General features: G+C 66.2%; 12 protein-coding genes. 4 read left to right on the top strand and 8 right to left on the bottom strand.

Annotation, left to right across the window (positions count from 1 at the left end; genetic code table 11):
- Window positions 1-415: 415 nt before the first annotated feature.
- The 3 genes from AC4NN3_RS06470 to AC4NN3_RS06460 all read right to left on the bottom strand — a co-directional run bounded on the left by AC4NN3_RS06470 (window position 416) and on the right by AC4NN3_RS06460 (window position 2,098).
- Window positions 416-697, bottom strand: coding sequence for a DUF6894 family protein (locus AC4NN3_RS06470; RefSeq protein ID WP_491926252.1), 282 nt, complete (start codon window positions 695-697; stop codon window positions 416-418).
- Window positions 698-786: 89 nt separating this feature from the next.
- Complete coding sequence (locus tag AC4NN3_RS06465) at window positions 787-1,338, bottom strand: flavin reductase family protein (protein ID WP_491926251.1); 552 nt, start codon at window positions 1,336-1,338, stop codon at window positions 787-789.
- 157 nt (window positions 1,339-1,495) lie between these two features.
- On the bottom strand, window positions 1,496-2,098 hold the full coding sequence (locus tag AC4NN3_RS06460) for a superoxide dismutase (protein ID WP_491926250.1): 603 nt from the start codon (window positions 2,096-2,098) through the stop codon (window positions 1,496-1,498).
- A gap of 96 nt (window positions 2,099-2,194) precedes the next feature.
- Here AC4NN3_RS06460 and AC4NN3_RS06455 point away from each other — a divergent pair, with 96 nt between their 5' ends.
- The 3 genes from AC4NN3_RS06455 to AC4NN3_RS06445 all read left to right on the top strand — a co-directional run bounded on the left by AC4NN3_RS06455 (window position 2,195) and on the right by AC4NN3_RS06445 (window position 4,568).
- Complete coding sequence (locus AC4NN3_RS06455) at window positions 2,195-2,854, top strand: helix-turn-helix transcriptional regulator (protein WP_491926249.1); 660 nt, start codon at window positions 2,195-2,197, stop codon at window positions 2,852-2,854.
- A 4-nt stretch (window positions 2,855-2,858) separates the two neighbouring features.
- The gene (locus tag AC4NN3_RS06450; RefSeq protein ID WP_491926248.1) at window positions 2,859-3,350 is read left to right on the top strand and encodes a group III truncated hemoglobin; all 492 of its coding nucleotides are present in this window, start codon (window positions 2,859-2,861) and stop codon (window positions 3,348-3,350) included.
- 108 nt (window positions 3,351-3,458) lie between these two features.
- A complete protein-coding gene (locus tag AC4NN3_RS06445) occupies window positions 3,459-4,568 on the top strand; it encodes a hypothetical protein (protein ID WP_491926247.1) in 1,110 nt (369 codons plus the stop codon).
- An 18-nt stretch (window positions 4,569-4,586) separates the two neighbouring features.
- Here the strand turns inward: AC4NN3_RS06445 and AC4NN3_RS06440 are convergent, their stop codons facing one another.
- Window positions 4,587-5,054, bottom strand: coding sequence for an Lrp/AsnC family transcriptional regulator (locus AC4NN3_RS06440; RefSeq protein ID WP_491926246.1), 468 nt, complete (start codon window positions 5,052-5,054; stop codon window positions 4,587-4,589).
- 167 nt (window positions 5,055-5,221) lie between these two features.
- Between AC4NN3_RS06440 and putA the strand changes: the two genes are divergently transcribed.
- Entirely contained in the window at window positions 5,222-8,713 is a 3,492-nt protein-coding gene (putA, locus tag AC4NN3_RS06435; protein WP_491926245.1) for a bifunctional proline dehydrogenase/L-glutamate gamma-semialdehyde dehydrogenase PutA, read from the top strand.
- 26 nt (window positions 8,714-8,739) lie between these two features.
- Here the strand turns inward: putA and AC4NN3_RS06430 are convergent, their stop codons facing one another.
- The 4 genes from AC4NN3_RS06430 to AC4NN3_RS06415 all read right to left on the bottom strand — a co-directional run bounded on the left by AC4NN3_RS06430 (window position 8,740) and on the right by AC4NN3_RS06415 (window position 11,669).
- Entirely contained in the window at window positions 8,740-9,429 is a 690-nt protein-coding gene (locus AC4NN3_RS06430; RefSeq protein WP_491926244.1) for a L,D-transpeptidase, read from the bottom strand.
- 156 nt (window positions 9,430-9,585) lie between these two features.
- A complete protein-coding gene (locus AC4NN3_RS06425; RefSeq protein WP_491926243.1) occupies window positions 9,586-10,077 on the bottom strand; it encodes a GAF domain-containing protein in 492 nt (163 codons plus the stop codon).
- 27 nt (window positions 10,078-10,104) lie between these two features.
- Window positions 10,105-10,848: an ABC transporter ATP-binding protein gene (locus tag AC4NN3_RS06420; protein WP_491926242.1), complete on the bottom strand. Its 744-nt coding sequence runs from the start codon at window positions 10,846-10,848 to the stop codon at window positions 10,105-10,107.
- Complete coding sequence (locus AC4NN3_RS06415) at window positions 10,845-11,669, bottom strand: ABC transporter ATP-binding protein (protein WP_491926241.1); 825 nt, start codon at window positions 11,667-11,669, stop codon at window positions 10,845-10,847. Before AC4NN3_RS06415 ends, AC4NN3_RS06420 begins: the two co-directional genes overlap by 4 nt.
- Window positions 11,670-11,720 lie beyond the last annotated feature (51 nt).

The following is an 11,720-nucleotide window of genomic DNA, read 5'->3' as shown; positions in this document are numbered from 1 at the left end:
TCCTCAGCTTCGAGCCCACTCTAGGGCCCGCCCGCGCCCCTGTCTGCCATGCCTTTGGCCAATATCAGGCCAAAACCAAACCCCGATGACGCCGGGCTGGCATTAAGGCTCCGGTAACAGTCTGGAATGAAGTTGCGCTAAGGTCGGCTTGAGCGCGCCAGCAATGCGGTTTTTCTGGCTTTGCCGGCGATTCGAGCAAAGCGTTTCTCCCGCACCCGTTTGGCGACCCTCGGTAACACTTGCAATACACTACTGATGTGGTAGTCTTAGATATGCGCTGCGAGTAGGAACCCCACATGTCCAACATGCCCAAGTTTCTGACCTACACCACCAAGTTTCTCGCCTATGCCGGCTTGGCCGCATCCCTCGTGCTGATCGTCACGGTCACCGGCCACGCCTGATCGGCCATCCGCCGTCAATGCACCGTCGTGCCGGGGTCCATGGCCGACCCCGGACCTTCACCCAGCTTCGGCCCTGCCCAGAATACCAGGTAGAGTAGTTCTTCGCCCGCCGCGTCGGTAATCTCGATCGAGCGCGGCACGCGCGTATCGTCGCCCTTGCTGGCGGCGTGCTCGACAATCGCCTTGGCCAGGGCAGCCGCATTGTGCTCGGCTGCCTCGAGGTCCGGCAATTCGCTCCCGGCCTTGTCCTCGATCAGTTCGTCATCGGTGCGGTAGTGAAAGTAGAATTTTGGCACGCGCTCTTTCCGGGCGAACCCGAAACCTCTCTTGGCGGCCTGCAGGCCGCCCTGTCGGCAGTCTGGGCAGCCTGCCAGCAATCGGGCCCTCAGTCGAGCCCGCCGAGTTTGTGATAATGGTGCCGCTGCCACAGCAGGGGCGAGCGGCTGTTAATGGTCTCGGCCTCGATGATGGCCCCGGCAAACAGCACATGCGTGCCCGTCTCGATGGCCCCGATCACCTCGCAGTCGAGCGCCGTCACCGCCCCGGCCAGCATCGGATGGCCCGAGGGCCAGCGCGACCATTCGCCCACGCCGAACCGTTCTGCGGCCGGCAGCCCGCCGGCAAAGGCATTGCCCACCGCCTGCTGGTCGTCGGCCAGCATGGCCAGCGAAAAGCCCTGCGTCTTGGCGATGATGTCGGCCAGCCGGCTCATGATGTCGATCGACACCAGGATGGTCGGCGGCTCCATGGCCAGCGACAGCATTGAGGTCACGGTGCGGCCGATCCGCTCGTCGCCGCGCTGCGCCGTCACCACGCTGACGGTGGCGGCCATGGCCGCCATGGCGGCGCGGAATTCGGCATTGCCCACCAGGGGGTGGCGGGGCGGGCGCAGCTTCATGCTGTCGGGCAGGTCAAAATCGGCCATGAGTGTAGTCAAGTTCCTTCTCCGGACTGTCGCAGCAGCGGGCGGAGTAATGTTTGTGGTGGCCTTGCGCATTGCCGGCAATCTAGGCCCGCGCCGGGGCCTGTGGCCAGCGTGATCTCGTCTGTGCCGGCGCCGTCTTGATGAACGGCGCCGGCCGGCTGGCTGTCTCTTAGCCCAGATTGGCTTCGGCAAACGCATAGTTCGCCAGCGTATCAAGGAAATTGCTCACATAGTCCGGGCGGCGATTGCGGAAATCGAGGTAATAGCTGTGCTCCCAGACGTCCAGGCCGAGCAGCGGTTTGCCCTCGCCGGTGGCCAATGGATTGCTGCCATTGGGGGTCTTGGCCGTCTTGAGCTTGCCGTCCGGACCCAGCACCAGCCAGGCCCAGCCCGAACCGAACTGCGTCGTTGCCGCGGTCTTGAACGCGTCCTTGAACGCCGCCACCGAGCCGAAATCCGCGACGATCATGGCTTCGAGCCTGCCGCCCAGCTGGCCGCCCTGGGGCGATAGCGCATTCCAGAAGTGGATATGGTTCCAGTGCTGCCCGGCATTGTTGAACACAGGCGCCAGGTCCGGCTTGTCCTTGGCAAACAGCACGATCTCTTCGAGCGACTTGCCGGCCAGATCAGGGTTCTTCTCGACGAAGCCGTTCAGTGCCGTCACATAGGCCTGGTGGTGCTTGCCGTGATGCAGTTCCAGGGTTTCCTGGCCCATGCCGCGATCGGCAAGGGCAGAAGTGGCATAGGGCAGGGCGGGGAGTTCGAAAGCCATTGGGCTTCTCCAGCGTTGGGCACGGCGCCGCACTTGCGTTTGACGGCCATGCCGGTTAAATTCCAAGTCATGACTTTGAAAACCCTTGCGCCTGATATGTCAAGCCGCGCCTTGGACAATTCGGCCTGGTCGCCCCGCAACCCGGCCGAGCGCGTGCTCATGCTGCTCAAGATGCACGGCACGCTGTCGGCGTCCGCCATCGGCACGGCTTTGGGCACCTCCGGCGAGGCCGCGCGCCAGCAACTCGCCCGCCTGGCCGAGACCGGGCTTGTCATTGCCACCAGCGAGGCGCGCGGCGTCGGCCGGCCGACCCAGCTCTGGGCGCTCACCGCCGCCGCCCAGGCCCGCTTCCCCGATACCCATGCCGCGCTCACCGTGCAGCTGCTCGATATTGTCCGCGCCACGCTGGGCGAGGGCGCCCTCGACAGCGTCATCGCCACCCGCGAAGCCGCCACGCGCGCCGCCTACGAAGCCGCCATGGCCGATGCCACGGTGCTGCGCGACCGCGTCGCCCGCCTTGCCGACCTGCGCAGCCAGGAGGGCTATATGGCCGAATGGCAAGAGCAGGAAGACGGCTCGCTGCTGCTGCTGGAAAACCACTGCCCCATCTGCGCTGCCGCCACCGCCTGCCAGGGCTTCTGCCGTGCCGAGCTCGAGGTGTTTCGCGCCGTCCTCGGCCCCACGGCCGAAGTCACCCGCACCGAGCATATCGTCTCGGGCGGTCGTCGCTGCAGCTACGTCATTCGCGAGGCCTGAACCCATGACCGACAATCCGCGCCCGCCCATCGGCACGCAGCACCAGCGCGTCGGCTGGGAAACCCCGCCTGGCCTGGATGAAGCCATGATCACCGCGGTGGTCAACGCCTTCTATGACGACGCCCGGCGTGACCCGCTGCTCGGCCCGGTCTTCAACCGCGTCATCGCCCCTGAGGCCTGGCCACACCACCTGGCCACCATTGCCGATTTCTGGAGCTCCATGCTGCTGGGTACCGGCCGCTATGCCGGCCGCCCCATGCCCAAGCACATGGCCATTCCCGAGCTGTCGGACGCCCATTTCCAGCGCTGGCTGGCTTTGTTCCGCCGCACCGCCACCGACCTCTGTCCGCCCGATATCGCCGCCCTCTTCATCGAGCGCTCCGAGCGCATCGGCAACAGCTTCCGCATGAACATTGCCATGCGCCGCGGCGACGACATCAAGACCATGACCCCGCTGGCGCGCGAAACCCCGCTCTGGTCGCCGCCGCGCGATTAGCCAGCCGGCTTGGGCGCTAATGTACGCTTGCCGCCAGATTTCGCAGCGATATTAGCAAATTGACCAGACAATCGCGCTATGGTGCCGCCACCAACACCACGAGCGCCGATGCCTCTTTCTCGCGTCATGACCGACGACTTCATTCACGCCACGCAACTGCTGCGGGCAGGGCGGTTCGACGAGGCCTTGGGCGCCTTCCGGCTGGTCTATGCCGGGGCCCGGGCCAACGGCAATTCTGATCTGATGGCGGCGGCCCTGGGCGAAATGGCCTGGAGCTGTTACCGCATCGGCGACCCCGAACAGGGGCTGGAATGCGCCCTGGCCGCCCGGCGCCTGTGGCAGCAGCAGGATAATGACGTCGAACTGGCGCGGGCCCTGGCCGTAGCCGCCATGCTTTATCTCGATCTCGGTTTCAGCGATCAGGCCGATGCCAGTGCCAGCCAGGCCCTGGCCCTGGCCATCGCCAGGGACGACGCCGGCATGCTCGCCTTCGCCCTCAGCGCCAGGAGCCTCGTCCTGGCCGCCTGCCGGCAGTCCGCCCGGGGCGCGCGTCTGGTGGAACAGGCCGTCGCCATCGCCGTCCATCAGGCCAATCCGGCTGGCGCCGCCTATTATCTGCTCAATCTGGGCATCTGCCACGCCCGGCTCGCTGACGAGGCCGACGCCGGCGCCGAGCCCGATCGCGCCGCGCGCGAGCGCGCTACCGCCATTGAAGTCACCGCTATTGCCATCCAGTATGCCCAGCACGGCGGTGACGTCTGGACCCTGCGCTTTGCGCTGGCCAACAATGCCCGGCTGCTGGCCCTGCAAGGCAGTGCCGACGCGGCCCTGGTCCTGCTGGATCAGTGCGCCGACCTGCTGGACCAGCCTGGCCTGCGCCTGCAATTGCTTTATCTCGACACGCTCAGCGCCGTGCTGCTGCGCGCCGGCCGGCTGGAAGAAGCCCGTCACAGCGCTGTCCAGGCCGTGCAGCTGGCGGACTCGGGCAATCAACTCGAGCACCACGTCAGCGCCGCGGGCAGGCTGGCCGAAATCATGGAGGCTTTGGGCGACGCCCCGGCTGCCCTGGACCAGTTCAAGCGCTATCACGCCCTCTACGTGCGCCAGGCCGCCAGCGCCGCCCAGCGCCGGGCGCGCATCGAGGCCATTGGCACGGCGATCGACGTCGCCGCTCCCGGGGCCGCGGACGATGACGTCCCCCGCCAGCGTCGCGCCTGACCGCGCGCGGTTGGTCGCCTATTCCTCGTCGCCCTTCACCGCCTCCATCGACACATGCGTGCTGGTATGGGCCACATGCGGCAGCGCCGAGATCCGCTCCCCCAGCACCTCGCGATAGCCGGCAATGTCCTTGGTCCGCACCTTGAGCAGATAGTCAAAGCTTGAGGCGATCATATGCGCCTGTTCCACCTCTGGAATCGCCCGCACCGCCTTGTTGAACGCCGCCAGCGCCGCCTTGCGCGTATCGCTGAGCTTGACCTCGACAAAAGCCACATGCGGCAGGCCGAGCCGACGCGGATCGATCACCGCGCGGTAACCCAATATGTAACCGGCCTTCTCCAGCCGGCTGATCCGGGTCTGGCACGGCGTCTTGCTCAGATGCACCCGCCGGCTGAGTTCGGCCACGCTGATCCGCCCATCCTGCGCCAGAATATCAAGGATATGCCGGTCGATCTGATCCAAAGTCTCGTAGCCGACGGTTTTCATGGGCGTTTGTCCTGTCTGATGCGTTATTTCTACGCTGAGACGGAGAATTTGGCCACACAATCAGGCGATACGCCTTCTGGACATCTGGCATGATCATGCCGGTGTGCAATACCCCGGTCACCCGCATGCGACAGGGCAGGGCGACGCACCAGCAACAGGAAGCCGCCATGTCCGATACTGCATCCGCCGATCCCGTCGCCGCCACGGCTGCCGCCCGCCACGCTTTGCGGACCCGCTACCTCGCCGACGAGACCACGCTGGTCCGCCAGCTGATCGCCGATACCGGCCTGGATGCCGCCGCGCGGAACGCCATCTCGGCCCGCGCCGAAGCCCTGGTCACCACCGTGCGTCAGGGCAATCGCCTGGGTCTGATGGAGAGCTTCCTCGCCGAATATGGCCTGGCCACCGACGAGGGCGTGGCGCTGATGTCGCTGGCCGAAGCGCTGCTGCGCGTGCCCGATGCCGATACCGTCGATGCCCTGATCCATGACAAGGTCGGCGGCTCCAACTGGACCGGCCATTTCGGCGCCTCGTCCAATCACCTGGTCAATTTCTCCTCCCTGGCGCTGAGCCTTACCGCCGAAGTGCTCGGCGATCCCGAAGTGGCGCCCAAATCGGCCTTTCACCGCGCCGTGGCTCGCCTCGGCGAGCCCGTCATCCGCACCGCCGTCGGCCAGGCCATGCGCCTGCTGGGCAGTCAGTTCGTCTTTGGTCGCAGCATCGATGAAGCCATCGCCAATGCCCGCAAGCCCGAGGCCCTGGGCTATCGCTATTCCTACGACATGCTCGGCGAAGCCGCCCGCACCAGCGCCGACGCCGCGCGCTATTTCGCCGCCTATGCCGCCGCCATTGCCAGCCTGGCGCCGCGCTGCACCGCCCCCTCGGTGCGCGACAATCCCGGCATTTCCGTCAAGCTCTCGGCTTTGCACCCGCGCTACGAGTTCGCGCAGCGCGACCGCGTCATGGCCGAACTGGTTGATCTGACTCGGCAATTGGCCATCGCCGCCAAGAACGCCAATATGGGTTTCAACATCGATGCCGAGGAAGCCGACCGGCTCGATCTGTCGCTCGACATCATTGCCGAAGTGCTCGCCACGCCTGAACTGGCCGGCTGGGACGGCTTCGGCGTTGTCGTCCAGGCCTATGGCAAGCGCGTCCTGCCCTTGATCGACTGGCTCGACGCCACGGCGAAGTCGCTCGATCGCCGCATTATGGTGCGCCTGGTCAAGGGCGCCTATTGGGACGCCGAAATCAAGCGCGCCCAGGTGCTCGGCGTGCCCGACTATCCGGTCTTCACCCGCAAGGCATCCACCGACATCAGCTACATCGCCGCCGCTCGCCGCCTCTTTGCCGCCAGCAATATCTATCCCCAGTTCGCCAGCCACAATGCCCATACCGCTGCCGCCGTGCTGCACTTAGCCGAGCAGGTCGGGCAGGGCAGTGACAGCTATGAGTTCCAGCGCCTGCATGGCATGGGCGAGCGCCTGCACGACGTGCTGCGCACCACGGCCGGCACCCGCACCCGCATCTATGCCCCGGTCGGCGCGCATAAGGATCTGCTGGCCTATCTCGTCCGCCGCCTGCTCGAAAACGGCGCCAATGGCTCCTTCGTCTACCAGATCGCGGACGAGGACATCCCGGCCTCCGTCGTCGCTGAAGATCCCATCGCCAGGGTGCTGGCTCTGGGTGACGCCATCCCCAACCCCGCCATTCCCGCGCCCCTTTCCATCTTCGCCCCGCGCCGCAACTCTGCCGGCCTCGACCTCACCGACCCCGTGGCCTTCCCTGCCATGCAGACCGCCCGCGACGCCTTCGCCACCACGCAGTGGCACGCTACCCCGCTCACAGCCCACTCCGCCCAGGACCCCGCGGCACGCATCGACACTCCAATGCCCGCCCCATCGTCTCCCTCCCCCTGGTGGGGAGGGACCAAGGGTGGGGGGTCGTCTGGCTCCAATGCCCTGCTGAACCCAGCCGACCCCAACGACACCGTTGGCACCGTCACCGACGCCACCATCGATGACGTGACCGCCGCCATCGCCGCGGCCGGCGCCGCGTCCTGGCCACAGACCCCCGTCGCCACCCGCACCCTTGCCCTGCGCGCCACCGCCGATCTCTACGAGGCCCATAGCGCCGAAATCTTTGCCCTGCTCGCCCGCGAGGCCGGCAAGTCCTGGGCCGACGCCGTGGCTGAACTCCGCGAAGCCGTCGACTTCCTGCGCTATTATGCCGATGAGGCCGAGCGTCAGCCGCTGGCCGCCCCGCGCGGCCCCATCGCGGCCATCTCGCCCTGGAATTTTCCGCTCGCCATCTTCACCGGCCAGATCGCCGCCGCTTTGGTCGCGGGCAATCCCGTCCTGGCCAAGCCGGCCCCGCAAACGCCGCTGATCGCCTTCCGTGCGGTCCAGCTGATGCATGAGGCGGGCATCCCCGCCGACGCGCTGCAGCTGCTGCCCGGTGCCGGCGAGATCGGCACCGCGCTGACCAGCAACCCCGCCATTGCCGGCGTCGTCTTTACCGGCTCGCTCCCCACCGCCCGACGCATCGAGCAGGCCATGGCGGCAAATCTCGCCCCAACCGCGCCATTGATCGCCGAGACCGGTGGCCTCAACGCCATGATCGTCGACTCCACCGCTCTGCCCGAACAGGCGGTGCGCGATATCCTGGCCGCCGCCTTCCAGTCCGCCGGCCAGCGCTGCTCGGCTCTACGCGTGCTTTACCTGCAGGAAGACGCTGCCGAGCGTACCATCGAGATGCTCAAGGGCGCCATGGACGAGCTCACTCTGGGCAATCCCTGGCATCTGGCCACCGATATCGGCCCGGTCATCGATGACGCTGCCAGAGCAAAAATCCTTGCCCATATCGAAACTTACGAGCGTTCGGGGAATCTGATTCATCGCCTGAAGGCGCCCGATCAGGGCACCTTCGTCGCCCCCACCGTGCTGCGGGTCTCCGGCATCGGCGAACTCAAGGAAGAAATCTTCGGTCCGGTGCTGCACGTGGCCACGTTCAAGGCCGACCAGCTCGACCGCGTCATCGCCGATATCAATGCCACCGGCTACGGGCTGACCTTTGGTCTGCACACCCGCATTTCCTCGCGTGTCCGCACCGTCTCCCGCGCCGTGTGCGCCGGCAATATCTATATCAACCGCAACCAGATCGGCGCCGTAGTCGGCTCGCAGCCCTTTGGCGGCGAGGGCCTTTCCGGCACCGGTCCCAAGGCCGGCGGCCCGCATTACGTGCCGCGCTTCACCAGTGCTTCAGGTCCCGTTGACAGCGCGCCCCTGGTCCTGCCGGGCCCGACCGGCGAAAGCAATATCATGCACACTGCCCCCCGCGGTCGCGTACTGTGCCTCGGCCCGACCCCGGCCGACCAGCAGGCCCAGGCCGTCCTCGCCGCCAGCCTCGGCTGCACGGCGCTGCTGGCCCAGCTCGATCTCGACGCCCTCACCAAAAGCAACAGCTTCGACGCCGTGGCCTGCTTTGCCGCCGACGCCGACCTGCGCCCCATCCGCCTGGCCCTCAGCCAGCGCCAGGGCGCGCTGATCCCGCTCTTGACCAGCCCCGACGACGCCGGTCGCCTGCTGCTCGAGCGCCATGTCTGCATCGACACCACCGCCGCCGGCGGCAATGCCAGCCTCATGGCCCAGGCGGGGTAGGGGGCGGCAGGCCGTCGCGCGCTACGCTAGGCCTTCAGCACCACCACCTTGGTGTCGACCGGCGTCTTGTCGTAGAGGTCGATCATGTCCTGGGTCAGCAGGCCGACGCAGCCGCTGGAAATGCCCTTGCCGATCGTCTCGGGCATGATGGTGCTGTAGATCGTGAACAGGGTGTAGACGCCGTCCTGGTAGAGATAGAGCGTGCGGGCACCCAGCGGATTGTCGAGCCCCGGCTTCATGCCCCCGGCATAGGGGGCGGCCTCGGGCTGGCGCAGGATCATTTCCTTCGGCGGCGTCCAGATCGGCCATTCCGCCTTGCGGCCGATATAGGCCTCGCCGCTCCACAAAAAGCCGGCGCGACCGACATTGGCGCCATAGCGGGTGGCATTCCCGTCTTCTTCGATGCGGTAGACATAATAGTGCCGCGGATCGACGATGATGGTGCCCACCGCTTCGTCGCTTGGGTACCGCACGGTCCGCCGGAGATATTTCGGGTCGACCTTGTTGAGGTTGACGGCCGGAACCGGGAAACGCTCGTCCGGCAGCGGTCCATAGACCCGCTGTGCTTCCGCCAGGCTCATCCCGCCCGAGACGCAGCCCGCCAGCGCCAGGGCGCCAAGCGCCGCACTGCCGGCCATGAACGCCCGTCGGCTCATCAGCCCCGGCGACGACGCCGTGCTTGCCCCGACGCTCTCCATACCCTTGCCTCTGATCATCACTGACTATCCCCGCCGACGGGCACCAACCCGCGTCCTGAGCGCCCAGCCTGACCGCCCGGCAGCCGTTTGGCAAGCGGGCGCCAGTCACAACTCTCAAAACGAAAAAACCCGCAGCCAGCGCCGCGGGTTCTTGGTTTCAGTCTGTCGGAGGCTCTAGCGCGCTGCGACGAGCGCCGCCAGCTTGGCCGGCACCGCCAGCACGTCGTGGATCATCTGCACCCGCTCGGGCGTATAATAGCCGTCAACATCGAGCATGTTGACCGTGCCGATCAGCACGCCGCCGATCACCACCGGCATATTGACCACGCTCTGGCAGCCCAGCGAGTCGATCAGCTCATAGTCCGGAAACACCTTGGCGATATCGGCGATCGTATTGGCGACGAAATAGCGGTGCTCCTTGTGCACCACGTCGAACCAGCTGTCATAGCGGATCGGCTTGGTGCCCGAAGCCGGGTAGTTCACGGGATCGCTGGTATAGGCCCGCCGCGCCAGCTCGGCCTGCATGTCCACGCTCATATAGGTGAAGAGCTTGGCGCCCACACTTGCCTCGGTCAGCGCCTGCAGCGCCGCAAACGCCTGCTCGACGCCCTTGGCCTGGGCAATGGCGGCATCGAAGGTGGCAATGGCTTGGGAATGGTCAGTCATGAAGTCAGTCCTTGGTCTACGATAAAATCAGGCGAGCTTGCGCCCTTCGGTCGCCGCCAGCAGTTCACGCGAATAGGGCTCCACCAGCGTCTCCGCCTTGAGCAGGCTCACATCGGCCACCTCGACGATCCGGCCCTGCCGCATCACCGCCAGCCGGTCGCACAGAAAGCTCACCACCGGCAGGTTGTGCGTCACCAGCAGATAGGTCAGCCCCTGTTCCCGCCGCAGCCGCTTGAGCAGGTTGAGGATTTCCGCCTGCACGCTGACATCGAGCGCCGAAGTCGGCTCGTCCAGCAGCAGTACTTTGGGCTCCAGCATCAGCGCCCGGGCGATGGCCACGCGCTGCCGCTGCCCGCCCGACAGCTGGTGCGGAAAGCGAAAGCGGAAGCGCCGGTCCAGTCCGACCTGCGCCAGCGCCTCTTCCACCCGCTTGTCGCGATTGCCGATGCCATGGATGGCCAGCGGCTCGGTCAGCGTCGCATCGATGCTCTTGCGCGGATGCAGCGACCCATAGGGGTCCTGGAACACCATCTGCACCTGCCGCGCCACGGCCCGGTCGACACCATGGCTGCGCGCCTGGCCCAGCACCGAGATCGCCCCGGTCCAGTCCGGCGCCAGGCCGGCTATGGCCCGCAATATCGTCGACTTGCCCGAGCCGCTTTCGCCCACCAGGGCAAAGCTCTCGCCCTCGGCAATGTCGAGGTTCACCCCATGCACCACCGTAGTGTCGCCATAGGAAATGCTGAGGTCGCTTAGCGTGATCGCGCTCATGTGCCCGCCCATTGGCTGCGGTCGAGCACCGGCAGCTCATCCCGGTTTTCGTTGATGGTCGGCATCGCCGCGAGTAGCCCGCGTGTATAGGGGTGCTTGGCCTGCTCCAGTTGCCCCGCCGCGCATTCTTCCACCACTTCGCCGGCATTCATCACCAGGATCCGGTCGCAATAGCGGCTGACGAGGTTGAGGTCATGGCTGATCAGGATCAGCCCCATGCCCTTGCGGGTCACCAGATCGTCGATGATATCAAGCACCTGCGCCTGCACACTGACATCGAGAGCCGAGGTCGGCTCGTCGGCAATCAAGAGCTCCGGCTCGGGGATCAGCATCATGGCGATCATCACGCGCTGCCCCATGCCGCCCGACACTTCATGCGGATAGAGCTTGGCCACGCGCTTGGGATCATCGATCCGCACCGAGTCCAGCATGGCGAGAATCCGCTCCTGCACCTCATGCCGCCCCAGCTTTTCATGCGTCACCAGCGCTTCGGCGATCTGCTCGCCCACCGTCATCACCGGGTTGAGCGAAAATTTGGGGTCCTGCATCACCATGGAAATGCGCGCGCCGCGAATGGCCCGCATCTGCTTTTCGCTCTGGGCGCGCAGATCCACGCCGTCAAATTCCAGCCGGTCCGCTGTCACGAGGCCCGGCTTGCGGATCAGTTTGAGGATCGCCCGCCCGGTCATGGACTTGCCCGAGCCGCTTTCGCCGACAATGCCCAGCCGCTCGCGGCCAAGCTCGAACGAAATCCCCTTGACCACCTCGACGCGGCCGCGATGGGTCGGAAAACTGACGCGCAGATTTTCTACCGACAGCATTGGCTTTGCGCCTCCCTCTCCCTTGTGGGGAGGGACCGAGGGTGGGGGTAC

Source organism: Devosia sp. MDV22-iso42, from assembly GCF_058629155.1.
Note: the sequence above shows the minus strand (reverse complement) of the source record. Positions and strands in the feature narration are given on the sequence as shown.